Consider the following 12,365-nt stretch of genomic DNA (forward strand, 5'->3'; position numbering starts at 1 on the left):
AGTGTTGCGTTTTGTTGATGGCATCTAATTCGATAATTTTTCCAGAAATGCTTGAGCGCGATTGATATAAGTATGTTTTGCTACTACATTATTGTGTAATGTTTCTGCACGGGAGCGTAGTATATCTAAGTTGCATAAATAAAATATAATTTTTTCTACGCATTCTTCTGGGGATGAGAAGTAATCATAAGTGTCTATTGAAAAAGTATCACGTAAACACTCCCTGTGTTCGGTTAATAGGAATGCTCCACTTGCTGGTATGCCGAATACCCGTTCAGGCAAGCCCCAAGAGCGTAAGTTAGGCAGGTCACAGTTTGCACCATAATTGATATTAATTTTACTGCGTTGTATTAAGTCTAGTTGTTCAGTTAGGGATAGTCGCTCAACGCTGGTATCTACTATCTTGAAACGTAATCTGGGAGATGAATTTTGTAATTGCTGTTGTAGTGTGCTTAAAAAATCATGTCGATCACGACAACCAAAACGTTTTTTATTAGCTAAAGCCCCCATGAAACATACATCGTAACTATAATGACTTTCGTTACGAAAAATATTCATGTCGCCATTGAATATATAATCGACACGAGCTGCATTTGGTAGATATTTTGTGACTTTGGCAGGAATGTTTTCTTGTCCAGAATGTGTGAAATATATATCAATAGGATTTATTATATTTAATACCCAGCGGTGTCTGCTCTTCATGCCGCAGTTCCATGGCGCATCTCGATTCCAGAAGACATAGGGAATTTTTCTTGATTTCAATGCTTTGGATAATTTATATAAATGATAAGGATATTTAAGTTCAGTGAAAAGATTGCTGAGGTAAGCTGTTGTGCCTTTTAAGTCTTTATGGGTAATGTGTCGAAAATCTTTGTAAATAATACGGACATTCAACTCAGATAGTGCTTGTAGCAAAGGGTGGTTTTGTGAGTGGGTTGTCAGTATACATGTCATGACACATTTCCTGATGGAACATTAATGGTTTGCTGAATTAAAGATAACACGAGTCTGGATAATAAATCTTCTAAGCACTTACTTTGCTTGCTTCCATTACACCCATCGCGACCACATGGCGCACAATCCCACGTTTGTTGCGCCACTATGTGTTGTCCAACTCGTTGTATCCCATTGCGTTCAGAATATGGGTTCACAGCCATATCCTCCCACCCATTCGGCCAAGGTCCCCAGTCGAACGCCCCTGAGGGGCCGAAAATTGCCACTGTCGGCGTATCTACCGCTGCTGCCATATGCATTGGCGCACTGTCTACCCCAAAGAACAGTTTTGCCAATGCCGACAATGCGCCCGTTTGTTTCAGGCTCAATTGCCCGCCCAAATTGATGGGCTGGGTTTGGCAAAGGGCAATGATGCCCGCCAGTTTGCCCAATTCCTGCGGATCCGGGGCGCTGGTCAATACCACCCGGTAGCCCAGCGTTTGCTGGATGTGGTCAATGGTTTGCGCCATGTAATCGTCACGCCAGCATTTGAAAAACCAACGTGATACCGCGTGGACATGCACTAGCGGTTGGTTGCCATCCCAACCTGCTTGCTTGAGCTTATCGAATACCACCTGTTCATCCAGCGGGGTGTAGTGGAAACTGACACGCATGTTGGTTGGTGTGACCCAATCCGTAATCAAGTCAAGGTTACGCAATACGGTGTGGAAGCGCCCACTACGCGAAGGTTTGGGGTCGGTCAACAGGCGTTTGCGCCACCATTTTTCCCGTGAGGCATCTTTGAGGTAGCCAACCCGTTTGGCAGCGCCCGACAGCCAGCCGAAAATCAGCCCCCGGTCGCCTTCGGTGGTGTTAATGCTGACATCAAAGCGTTGCGCCCGTAATGCACGGATGAAAGCGAATTGCCGCCGGGTAAACTGCCATTGGCTTTCCCCTCGCGCCCGTACTGGCAGGGTCAGGATTTCGTGAATGTCTGGATGTCCAGTCAGCATCACTTCCGTGCCTTGCTTGACCAGAAAGGTGACTTGCGGCTTGTCGGGCAAGGTCGCCAATGCGGATGCCATCGGGCTGGTCAGCAGTACGTCACCAAAGTGGCGGAATTTCATGATCAGGATTTTCATGGCTTTTGCTTGTTCCGTACCCACAAATCGGCGTATTTGGCGAAGGTGAAATAGGCATTGGTGAGCGCAATCAGCAAACCCTGCGCCCCGTCGAGGAAACCGCGCCGTAAAATGTACATACGCACGAAACAACCGATGCCGTGCAGGATGGCGCTGGGAATGGAACTGCGTTTGCCTGCTGCGGCTTTTTGCGTTGCCCACAGGCTGGCGTAATGCCCCATTTTGGCAAGGTATTGCGGCATATCGCGGTAGGTATAGTGCAGCAAATTAGCCTTTAAAATTTGTGTTTGTACACCTGCGGGAATGCATACTTTTTCGTGCACCAAGGAGTCGTCGTACTGGGTGAGGCGGGTCGGGTAGAGGCGCAATACATGGTCAGGATACCAGCCCAAATGGTGAATAAAGCGCCCAAACGCCCACGACAAACGCGGCATGGCAAACACAGTATTTGTCGGTGGATTTTGTAGAACGGCGAGGATTTCATCGCGCAATTCCTCTGATACCCGCTCATCCGCATCCAACCACAACACCCAATCGGACTGCACATGGCTTTGCGCAAGCTGGCGTTGTTTCCCAAACCCCGGCCATTCGGCATTCACAAACACGCAGGCATTGAATGATTCTGCAATCGCTACCGTCTCGTCACTGCTGCCGGAATCTAGCACCACAATCTCATCCACCCAGCCAGAAACACTTGCAAGGCATTCCTGCAAGTTCTTAGCTTCGTTTTTGACAATCATCGCGACTGCCAAAGTTGGGTGTTGTTTGTTGGTTTTCATCAAGTTTCCAGTAAATCGGAAAAGCGTTGAACAATGATGGCGGCATCTGCCGTTGCTTCCCCGGCAAGCGTGGTAATGGGGGTTTGTGCATTATTATTGCCCATTACCCCCGTCAATTCAGGAGCGGTTACAGGATACAACGCCAGCCCACGTTGGTCGAGTGCTGAGGCAATGTGCATCAACCCGGTATCCATGCCAATCACACCTTGGGCGTGTTGCAACAGGTAAGCCAATTCCCCCAAACCGCAGCGGGGCAAGACTTGCGCGTAAGGTTGCTGTTGCGCAAGGCGTTCTGCCCGTTCGCATTCCCGCACATTGCCCCACGGTAATAGGGTGTGGATACCGCGTTCCGCAATGGTTTGGATTAGCATTTGCCAGTGTGTTTCTGCCCATTCTTTGGCTGGGCGGCTGGTTCCATGCAGGGCAACGATATACTTTTCCGGCAATTCGACGGAGGGGTTGGGAAAAGTAGTGAGGGAAATCCCATAAGCCAGCGGCATGTCGTCAATGGCATAACCCAACGCAGCGGCTGTCAGCAGGCGGTTGCGGGTAACAGCGTGCTGCTGTCGGGATACTGTTGCATGGTGCTGGTAACACAAGCTGGCGAGTGGTTCGCGGATGCTGTGCCAGTCGTAACCGTAGCGTTCCCCGCTGCTCAGGCACGCAATCAGCGCACTTTTCAGCAAGCCTTGAGTATCCAGCACGTAGTCATACTGTTCTTGCTTGAGGGCGCTGAGGAATTGTTTGATTTCTGCCTTGGTATTGGCAGCAAACGGTGTTTTGCGCCAGCGCCGTAGGGCAAGTGGGATCACTCGGCGGATGCCGGGATGCCAGCTTGGGACTTCGGCAAAGCCTTCTTCCACCACCCAGTCGATGAGCAAATCGGGTTGCTGTTGCAGTGCGTCGGTGACGGCGGGCAGCATGTGTACCACGTCGCCCAGCGATGAGGTTTTGATGATCAGCAGTTTGCGGGCGTTGCTCATGGAGATTGCCGAATGTGGGGACGAATGTGTTGCAGTATAAGCGCCAACACGCCCTGTTGTTGGGCAAAAAATGCCGCTGCGTTTGCTCCGGCTTGCGCACGGGCGGCGGGGTCTTGCAGCCACGCCAGCAATTGCGTTTGTAATGCCACTTCATCACCGATTTGCACCGCTCCGCCCGCCGCGTACAGCGGTGGGAATATATCGGTGAAATTTGCCGTATGGATGCCCGAAACAACGGGTATGCCAAAGGCCGCAGCTTCCAGCGGATTATGCCCGCCGTGCGGAATCAGGCTACCACCAATGAAAGCGACATCGGCAACGGCGTACCACAGCAGCAATTCCCCCATGCTGTCGCCCAGTAGGATAGCGGTTTCGGGTAATACGGGCTTGCCGGAACTGCGCCGGATCGTCGCTAAACCTGCGTCATCGCATAATTTGCTGACAGTATCGAAACGTTCTGGGTGGCGTGGGACGATAATCAGTAGGGCGTTGGGTACTTGTTGGCGGATACGGACAAATACGCGCAGGAGAATTTCATCTTCGCCAGCATGGGTGCTACCTGCCACCACGACTGGGCGGTTTCCCCATTGCTGTTTCAGGTCGTGTGCTGTTGCTTGCAGCCCCTCAGGGCTTTGCAGGGCAAATTTCAGGTTGCCGCACACACTGACCTGTTCCTGCGTTGCGCCGAGTTGCTGGAAATAGTCAGCATCTTGCTGGCTACGCGCCCCTATCCAGTTAATGTACGCGAGTGTTTGGCGGGTCAATCCGGCAATTTTCCGGTAACGGCTGAATGAGCGTTCCGAGAGGCGGGCATTCAGCAGCAGCAAGGGAACGTGGCGTTGCTGACAAGCGGCGTACAGGTTGGGCCAGATTTCGGTTTCCATCACGATCAGCAATTCAGGCTGTACCCGCTGTAAAAAACGCGCAACAGAACCGGGCAGGTCGTAAGGGAAATAGCTGTGCCGCACCCGTTCCCCGTACAGGCGTTTCACCGTATCAGAGCCAGTGGGGGTGGTCGTGGTTATCCACAGGGTATGGCGCGGGTATTCGTGCAGTAAACGTTCCACCAGCGGACGGGCGGCAATGGTTTCACCGACCGATACGGAATGCACCCAGATGCACGCTTGGTTTGTTGGCGCACCCACGAAACCGAAGCGTTCCGCCAGCCGTTGCCGGTAGGCAGGATTACTGCGGCTACGCCATAGCAGCCGCAGCACGAAAACTGGCAGCAACAGGTAAAAAGCCAGCGTATAAAAAAAACGGGTCACAGGTGCAGAATTTCGCTTCAACCAAGATTTGGGGCATACTACCTTGCGTTTGTTATAAATGGAATGGAGAACCCTTATGCGCAAAATCCTTTTTCTGCCATTGTTGGCGTTATCACTCGCGCTGAGCGCCTGCGGTGAAAAGAAACCCGATGCCCCCAATAGCGTCAAACCAGTGGCTGCCCTGTCGGAAGTTGCCCCTGTTACCAGCGCTCCCAGCAACCTGTCTGGCAAGGAATTGCACGACGCCAACTGCATCAGTTGCCACGATTCCAGTAAATACACCCGCGCTGACCACAAAATGCAGGATTTCGCCATGCTCTCCGCGCAAGTGAAGCGTTGCGATGCCAATTTGGGGGCAAAGTTGTTCGACGAAGATATTGATAAAATTATCAATTACATGAATGACACTTACTACAAATTCCCGAAGTAAGCGCATGGCCTATACCGTCACCATCCAAAATACCCCGTGGCAATTCCAAGTCCACGAGGGCGAAACCGTGTTGCAGGCTGCTTTACGCCAAGAAATCCCCGTGCCGTGGGGTTGTGGCGGCGGGGTATGCGGCGTGTGCATGGGACATATCGTGTTGGGGGAAATGGTTTACCCCGACGGCGAACCCATCGCACTGTTTGAGGAGGATGCCGAAGCTGGGAAGGGGCTGTTTTGCGTCGGGCATCCGATTTCCGACCTGATCCTTGACCTGCCGGAAATGGATGAAGATTGGGAACCGTTTGATTAGTTGGCGGTTTCCAGTGCTGTTTTCCACGGTTTGCCGTCGATCAACAAATCCTTGAGTACCGCGTTGCCATCAGTATCCACCGACAACACGATGGAGCCTTGCTTGTCGCGTACTTTGGTATCGAGTGCTGCCGCGTGTTCTTCGGGGATGTAAAAACGTTCAATGCCTGCATTAAAGCGTCCAGCATCGCATTCCCCCCGGATCAGCAGCGTGCAGTCTGACGGCAAACTGTCCGCAGGGTAAAAACCTAGCGTGGGCTTCAGGCAAATGGCAGCTTTGCCGCTGTAAGAGGCGTAGCCGCCATCCCCGCTTTCGCATACCTGCCCGACCCCGTAAGCCACGTTGTAGGTCAGGTAATGCCCAGATAGCAAATCTCGCGGGTCAAAGCCTTCGATGGGCAAAGTCACTTCCGTGCCGCTGGCGCGTTGCATATTTTTCAAGTAGGCCGTGCCTACCAGCGCAATCAGGGGTAATACCAAAGCTACGATCAGCCATGTACGTTTGTTCATGCTTTCAGCCCCTTTGTCCATTGCTGCAAATGTTCGCGCCCTTTGTACCACAGCCACGCAATCCCCATGATCAACCCGCCGGAGACGATCAGGCCGATGCCTGTCGCTGCCAGCCCACCCATTGCTTGAAAATACAGGATCACAAAGCGCAAACCGATCAGGAAAGTAACAAGGTTAAAGGTGCGTTGATGCCCAATATTTCCCGCATGTACCGCATACAGAAACAGGATAGCAAGCGTCAGTAAGGGGGCGCGGATGTCGTCCGCCTGCCAGAAACTCACGTCGCTATGGTCGTAAGCACTGAACAGGCTGTAGCGGCTTTCCCCGCTAAACAGCAAGTCAGGGTGGTAATACAGCAGCAGCAAGGCCAGTGCCGCCAGTAATAACACTTTGTTTAATAGACTGTAATTACGCTGCATGGCAATGCTGCCCGCCAGTATCCCGCCTGCGATATAGGCCGGGATGTACCGTGCCACTTGGTAGTTCTCCATATCCCCGCCGGAATGGGTAATGTCGGCAAACACCAGCGCGACCACCGCACTGAGCTGGAACCAAAAGAACAGGCTGCTACTGAAACCTTGCAAGGTTTTCACCTGTACGCTGGCTTGGTAGAGCACCGCCGTCAGCAGCGGGGCAAGCAATAACACTGCCGGGAGTTCATTCCAAGTATGCTCAAACTCCACGCCGATAGGCACTACGATGCTCCACAATACCCCGTGCAGGAACAGCGTTACCCACAAAAAGCGTGTAAACAGGTTGCTGGCAAACAGGCTGAGCAAAAAGGTAATCACTGCCCAGAACAGCAGCGCGTGATACCACTCGCCACCCGTGTGAAAAATCTGTGAAATCAGCCCAATGCTCGACAAGCACAGCAGCATGAAGCTGACCAGCAGCACTTCAAACCAGATGCCGTGCTGTTGATTGGGATATTGTGCATAAATCCCGCCAGCGATTAAGGCAAGCAAGGCAAAATCAGCGCCCAGTTTCACACTGTCGGGAATGTCTACCCAGTTGGCAGCAATCAAGGAAATGACCCCCAGCCCGATAATGGCAGCGCCGAGGATCATAAAGCTATAAATCCACCAGTTAGCGTGCTGCGGGTGGTCGGATTCAAAAGCGAGGATGGCAGTATGTTGGTCGGGGGTAATAAGTCCGGCTTGTAGCCACTGATCCAGTTTTCTTGTAATCATTCCCATGCAGTGCTCCCGCTGTTATTGTGTCGCTATGTCTTTATGTTTTTATCAGTGTAGCAATGATTCAACTGGAACAGAAACAACAAGACGGCACGCTCCACCTTTTGTTGCAAGGGCATTGGGAATTAGCGCAATCCGTCGCCATCAAAGCTGCGTTAAAAGCGGTGCAGCCAGCTATTGCTGAAACCGTGGTGATTGATGTCCACGCCGTTGTCCATCTTGATGTCACTGCCGCATGGCTAGTCTACCAGCAAGTACAACGCTGGCAGCAGCAAGGGCATGACGTCCGCTTTGAACATTTTCCCACCGAATACCTTGGCTATTTTGATGCTGCGGCGAAAGAAACGGAGATTTCTTGCGCCACCCCTGATAAGGGGAGGTTGGGAGGGGTTTCTTTAATGATTCGGCGGCTGGGTAAACAAATTTTCAGTTTAGGCCACATCCTGCATTCCGCCACTATCTTCTTCGGTCATAGCCTAGTCGCCTTATTCAGCAGCCTATTATCGCCACACCTGTTCCGCATCCGCTCGGTATTTCACCACGTTTTTGCCACGGGCATCAGTGCCGTACCGATTGTGGCGTTGATTGCCTGCCTGATTAGCATCGTTATCACCTATCAAGGTGGTGGGCAATTACGCGATTTAGGGGCGGAACTTTACACCGTGGATATGGTGACGATTTCCGTGCTGCGTGAATTGGGCGTATTGTTGACCGCGATCATGGTGGCAGGGCGTTCTGGCAGTGCCTTTGCCGCTGAAATCGGCCTGATGAAAACCAATCAGGAAGTGGATGCGTTGCAGGTCATGGGTAAAGACCCGTTCCTGATTTTGGTGGTTCCGCGCTTGGTGGCGTTGGTGGTGGCTTTGCCGTTGCTGACCATCGTGGCGGATATTGTGGCGTTGGCGGCGGCGGCGCTGATTTGTTCTACCATTCTGGACATTTCTTTCATCCAATTTTTTACCCGTATTGAAACCAATATTGAGTTCCGTACCTTTGCCGCCGGACTGATCAAAGCGCCATTTTTCGCCGTGGTCATTGCCCTGATCGGCTGTTGGCAGGGGATGCGGGTTACGGGTTCGTCGGAAAGTTTGGGCAAACACACGACCAAAGCGGTGGTGGATTCGATCTTTTTGGTATTGGTATTGGATGCCCTGTTTTCCGTGTTGTTCTACCGGCTGGGGTTTTAGGCATGGAAATCCTGATCAGTATCCGCAATCTTGTTAACCAATTCGGCAAGCAGCGCGTACACGACGGGCTAAACCTCGACATTTATCGCGGCGAAATACTGGGGATTGTCGGCGGTTCCGGTTCTGGCAAATCGGTGCTGTTGCGTTCCATTTTGGGGCTGGATAAGCCGCGCAGTGGGGAAATCGAGTTCAGCGGGCAGGAACTGACCCACCTGACCGCCAAAGACTTTGCCAACCTGAAACAGCATTGGGGCGTTATGTTCCAACGTGGGGCGCTGTTTTCCTCGCTGACGGTGGCGGACAATATCCAGTTCCCGCTGCGTGAATTTTCCACGCTTGAGCCGGACGAATGCCGCGAACTCATGTACGTGCGTCTGGAAATGGTTGGGCTGGAGCGGCATGTGGCGGATAAGTTTCCAGCGGAACTCTCCGGTGGCATGGTCAAGCGCGTAGCACTGGCACGGGCGTTGGCACTTGATCCGGTGGTATTGTTTCTGGATGAGCCGACTTCCGGCCTCGACCCGGTATCGGCGGAAGAGTTTGACCACTTGATTGCTGCGCTGCACAGCAACCTTGGTTTGACCGTTGTCATGGTGACACACGATCTGGATAGCCTATTCTCAACCTGTGAGCGGATTGCTATGCTGGTCGATAAACAGGTGGTTGCTGGTACATTGCGGGAAATACTGGCGAACCCTAATCCACAAATCCAGCAATATTTCAGCGGCGGGCGTGCGAAGGCACTCCTAAAGGAGACTTGATGGAACGCGACACCCACTATTTTATGGTCGGGCTGTTTGTCATCGTGACGGCGGTCGCGGGCTTTTTCTTTGGCAGCCTGTTTTACGAAAAGCCGTATGTCGCCACCACTGCGTATGATGTCCACTTCGATATTCCGGTGGCGGGCTTGGCGCAAGGCAGTGAAGTCCGTTACATGGGGATCAAAGTTGGCGAAGTCTCACGGGTTTCCCTATTGCCACAAGCACCCGTGCGGGTCGCGGTCAGGGTTGCGTTGGAAACGGGTACGCCCGTCAATACCGCCACGGTTGCGATCTTGCGCCAACAAGGGCTGACTGGCGTGCCGTTTGTCAGTTTGGAACAGGACGAAGCGCGTAAAGCTGAACCCTTGGTTGCCACAGCAGGCGCAGAATTACCCGTGATTCCCTCCAAACTGGTCGGTATGGATGCGCTGATGCAACAACTGCCTGATCTGGAACAACGCCTTGCTACCGTGCTGGAGTCCGCCAATAAAGTGCTGGACGACGAAAACCGCAAACAATTCGCCGAATTGTTGAAAAACCTTAACGACGCTTCGGCAAGCCTGCCGGAACTGATCAAGCACCTGAATCAAGCCTCGGCAAGCCTGCCTGAAATGATGAAAAACTTAGGGCAAACCAGCCGCAAGCTGGGCGATTTATCCGGGCAAATGGATAGCGCCGTGCAACAAATCGACAAATTGGCGAAGGACATCGACCGCGTAGTGGTGAATAACGAACCCAACATCAACAGCTTGCTGGGCGAAGGCAGCGAAAACCTCAAACAATTGCTGGAGGAATCACGCAAGACCGCCGTTTCCATCCACCAATTGAGCGATAAGTTGGGGCAGAACCCGTCACAAATCATTTACCAGCCTGCCCCGCAGGGAACGGAGTTGCCGCGATGATGAAGAACCCCTCACCCCAACCCCTCTCCCTCAAGGGGCGAGGGGCTAAAAATGGAATTTTGGGTTTATTTCTGGTTTGGCTATTGGTCGCTTGTTCATTGCCGTTGAAAAGCGATTTGCCTACTGATCAAGTTTATCGCCTACAGCCGCAGGTGGAGGTTGTCCCGCAAGCCTCCAATATCAACCTGTACCTGCCGAAAGTGGAGGTCAGCCCGGAACTGGATAACGCCCACATTGCCTTGATTAAGCCGCCCAACCAGCAGGATTTCATTGCCAAGAGCCGCTGGCCTGACAACCTTTCTACGTATTTGCACGGGGTAGTGCTGGATGCGCTGTCGCGCAGTGGCAGTTTCCAATCGGTTTCCAGCCAAATGGTGGGCAAGGATGACAATTACCGCTTAGTATTGCGCGTGTCCGCATTTCAGGCCGAATACCCGCCGGGTGGCAAGGGCAGTGCGTCAGTGGATGTGGTGATGGATGCGATGCTGGTGCGGGTATTGGATCAGCGTTTGCTGGGGCAGCACCGTTACGCCATCCACAAGGGCAATGTGCCAGTCAGTACGGGCAAGATTGTGGAAGCACTGGAACAGGCGTTGGGTGAGGGGATTGCGGCGATGGTGGCGGATTTGCACGGTGACTGACCGCAACGCTTGGCGTTTATTTATCCAGATTTTTCTGAATCGCTTTCAGTGGCATAAATAGGTTTTCAAGTTGTTCAGGAGCTGCCAGAAAACCAAACTGCACATAATATTGCCGTGCAGCAGCGTGTTTGGCATCGACAAACAGACCAGCCAAGCCCATTGCGTGGTTGACTTCCAATGTTTTTTGCATGGCTTCAACTAACAGGTAAGCGCCATAGCCTTGGCGTTGGCAATATTTGCTCACAGCCAGCCGCGCCAGTTTCGCAGCGGGGATGCGTGTTGGGTATTTCTTGGCTAATTCGGGCGGTAAGTCTTCTGCCAAGACTTCGCAAACGGTTAGGGTCATGTAGGCGAGAATAGTGTCCGGCTGCGTTTCATCCACCAAAACATAGGTGCGGGAGATACCTTTGTCTTGATGTTGGCGGGCGGTGGTTTGTAAGTATTGGTTTAAGGCAACATCCCCGCAATCAAAGGTGGCACGCTGATGTGCATTGGTTAAAGGAACAGCAATTTTCACTCAACGTAACCCTTGTTTGTGGGCAGCCACAGCCTGTAGCAACTTGGCATTGGGTTTGGGTGGGTTTTCCAATAAGTTAAAAAACCATTCTGTATTGCGGCGCGACAGGCGAATGATGTTTTCCTGTTCAATCATGCGCTGCGCTTTTTCCAGTGCCGCTTGTACTAGAAATTGGTTAAGGGTTGCTCCCGAAAGTTCGGCTGCTTGAGCCAATAGTTGTTTAACTTCTTCGGAAATACGTGCCGTGATACGTTCGTTTTTTGCTATTACCGCTTGCATGGGGTTAGCCTATGGTGGTGACAAAATGACACCAAAACTATAGGTTCTGTGCTGTGGCTTGTCAAGAACCGTATTGAGTGATCGTCAGTCCACAACAGGCGATGTATACCCGCATCCGTGATCTCGAAGCGTCAGGTGTACAGTAGGGGGAGGCACGCTACGAAAGTACCTCACGTATCGCCTGCTCCGCAACCGGGTACTGCAACACCGCATGAATTGGGAATAATTCCACCAGCTTCCCCACATACGGCGCTTCATCGGGATGTACAAACACAATCACCTTCGTATCCGGCGCAAACCGTTGCAGGGCGTGCAGCGTAACATCCAGATTGCACAGATTTGCCCCGGCGTAGTTGTTGCCGTATCCGTAGATGAATTCCCCCGCCAGAAAATCGGGTTGCTGCTTTTGTAAGGCTTTGTGCAACTTGCGGGCAGCGCTGAAGCGCTCCTCTTGTATGCCAAGTTGTTGGTACAAGCCACTGAAATTGGGGTGAAATGGGGATTCGACCAAGGAAAAAAGTGTTTTCATGCTGC

The 12,365-nt window shown here is 52.2% G+C and carries 16 protein-coding genes; 6 read left to right on the forward strand and 10 right to left on the reverse strand.

The genetic code is table 11. From position 1 onward, the window contains the following. Window positions 1-24: 24 nt before the first annotated feature. Genes PHE17_RS16630 through waaA form a run of 5 tightly spaced genes read right to left on the reverse strand, consistent with a single transcriptional unit; the run spans window position 25 to window position 5,105 of the window. Window positions 25-954: a glycosyltransferase gene (locus PHE17_RS16630; protein ID WP_301017028.1), complete on the reverse strand. Its 930-nt coding sequence runs from the start codon at window positions 952-954 to the stop codon at window positions 25-27. Continuing rightward, window positions 951-2,075, reverse strand: coding sequence for a putative lipopolysaccharide heptosyltransferase III (gene rfaQ, locus PHE17_RS16635; RefSeq protein WP_301017029.1), 1,125 nt, complete (start codon window positions 2,073-2,075; stop codon window positions 951-953). Before rfaQ ends, PHE17_RS16630 begins: the two co-directional genes overlap by 4 nt. Beyond that, entirely contained in the window at window positions 2,072-2,854 is a 783-nt protein-coding gene (locus PHE17_RS16640) for a glycosyltransferase family 2 protein (protein WP_301017030.1), read from the reverse strand. The genes rfaQ and PHE17_RS16640 overlap by 4 nt, the downstream gene beginning before the upstream one ends. Beyond that, window positions 2,854-3,837: a lipopolysaccharide heptosyltransferase I gene (gene waaC / locus PHE17_RS16645; RefSeq protein ID WP_301017031.1), complete on the reverse strand. Its 984-nt coding sequence runs from the start codon at window positions 3,835-3,837 to the stop codon at window positions 2,854-2,856. Before waaC ends, PHE17_RS16640 begins: the two co-directional genes overlap by 1 nt. Further along, the gene (gene waaA, locus PHE17_RS16650) at window positions 3,834-5,105 is read right to left on the reverse strand and encodes a lipid IV(A) 3-deoxy-D-manno-octulosonic acid transferase (RefSeq protein WP_301017032.1); all 1,272 of its coding nucleotides are present in this window, start codon (window positions 5,103-5,105) and stop codon (window positions 3,834-3,836) included. Before waaA ends, waaC begins: the two co-directional genes overlap by 4 nt. 76 nt (window positions 5,106-5,181) lie before the next feature. Between waaA and PHE17_RS16655 the strand changes: the two genes are divergently transcribed. Together PHE17_RS16655 and PHE17_RS16660 are read left to right on the forward strand one after the other, a co-directional pair. After that, window positions 5,182-5,535, forward strand: a complete 354-nt coding sequence (locus PHE17_RS16655) for a hypothetical protein (protein WP_301017033.1) — start codon at window positions 5,182-5,184, stop codon at window positions 5,533-5,535. Window positions 5,536-5,539: 4 nt separating this feature from the next. Continuing rightward, on the forward strand, window positions 5,540-5,842 hold the full coding sequence (locus PHE17_RS16660; protein WP_301017034.1) for a 2Fe-2S iron-sulfur cluster-binding protein: 303 nt from the start codon (window positions 5,540-5,542) through the stop codon (window positions 5,840-5,842). Here PHE17_RS16660 and PHE17_RS16665 read toward each other — a convergent pair. Both PHE17_RS16665 and PHE17_RS16670 read right to left on the reverse strand, forming a co-directional pair. Further along, window positions 5,839-6,351: a GDYXXLXY domain-containing protein gene (locus tag PHE17_RS16665; protein WP_301017035.1), complete on the reverse strand. Its 513-nt coding sequence runs from the start codon at window positions 6,349-6,351 to the stop codon at window positions 5,839-5,841. The two genes, PHE17_RS16660 and PHE17_RS16665, sit on opposite strands and share 4 nt — an antisense overlap. After that, the gene (locus PHE17_RS16670; protein ID WP_301017036.1) at window positions 6,348-7,547 is read right to left on the reverse strand and encodes a DUF2157 domain-containing protein; all 1,200 of its coding nucleotides are present in this window, start codon (window positions 7,545-7,547) and stop codon (window positions 6,348-6,350) included. The genes PHE17_RS16665 and PHE17_RS16670 overlap by 4 nt, the downstream gene beginning before the upstream one ends. A 56-nt stretch (window positions 7,548-7,603) precedes the next feature. Between PHE17_RS16670 and PHE17_RS16675 the strand changes: the two genes are divergently transcribed. Genes PHE17_RS16675 through PHE17_RS16690 form a run of 4 tightly spaced genes read left to right on the forward strand, consistent with a single transcriptional unit; the run spans window position 7,604 to window position 11,035 of the window. Then, entirely contained in the window at window positions 7,604-8,731 is a 1,128-nt protein-coding gene (locus PHE17_RS16675; RefSeq protein ID WP_301017037.1) for an ABC transporter permease, read from the forward strand. 2 nt (window positions 8,732-8,733) lie between these two features. Then, window positions 8,734-9,492, forward strand: a complete 759-nt coding sequence (locus PHE17_RS16680) for an ABC transporter ATP-binding protein (RefSeq protein ID WP_301017038.1) — start codon at window positions 8,734-8,736, stop codon at window positions 9,490-9,492. Further along, window positions 9,492-10,394 carry an MlaD family protein gene (locus PHE17_RS16685; RefSeq protein WP_301017039.1) on the forward strand — a complete coding sequence of 301 codons (903 nt, stop codon included), beginning with the start codon at window positions 9,492-9,494 and terminating at the stop codon, window positions 10,392-10,394. Before PHE17_RS16680 ends, PHE17_RS16685 begins: the two co-directional genes overlap by 1 nt. Next, window positions 10,391-11,035: an ABC-type transport auxiliary lipoprotein family protein gene (locus tag PHE17_RS16690; protein WP_301017040.1), complete on the forward strand. Its 645-nt coding sequence runs from the start codon at window positions 10,391-10,393 to the stop codon at window positions 11,033-11,035. Before PHE17_RS16685 ends, PHE17_RS16690 begins: the two co-directional genes overlap by 4 nt. Before the next feature lie 16 nt (window positions 11,036-11,051). Here PHE17_RS16690 and PHE17_RS16695 read toward each other — a convergent pair whose 3' ends face one another. From PHE17_RS16695 to PHE17_RS16705, 3 genes are all read right to left on the reverse strand, one after another. Beyond that, window positions 11,052-11,552 carry a GNAT family N-acetyltransferase gene (locus tag PHE17_RS16695; RefSeq protein ID WP_301017041.1) on the reverse strand — a complete coding sequence of 167 codons (501 nt, stop codon included), beginning with the start codon at window positions 11,550-11,552 and terminating at the stop codon, window positions 11,052-11,054. Then, window positions 11,553-11,831, reverse strand: coding sequence for a DUF1778 domain-containing protein (locus PHE17_RS16700; protein ID WP_301017042.1), 279 nt, complete (start codon window positions 11,829-11,831; stop codon window positions 11,553-11,555). It lies immediately after the preceding gene. Between the two features lie 157 nt (window positions 11,832-11,988). Further along, on the reverse strand, window positions 11,989-12,360 hold the full coding sequence (locus PHE17_RS16705; RefSeq protein WP_301017043.1) for a hypothetical protein: 372 nt from the start codon (window positions 12,358-12,360) through the stop codon (window positions 11,989-11,991). Window positions 12,361-12,365: the final 5 nt, after the last annotated feature.

The sequence above is a fragment of the Thiothrix sp. genome (assembly GCF_028714775.1).
In the GTDB taxonomy this organism is placed as follows: Bacteria; Pseudomonadota; Gammaproteobacteria; order Thiotrichales; family Thiotrichaceae; genus Thiothrix.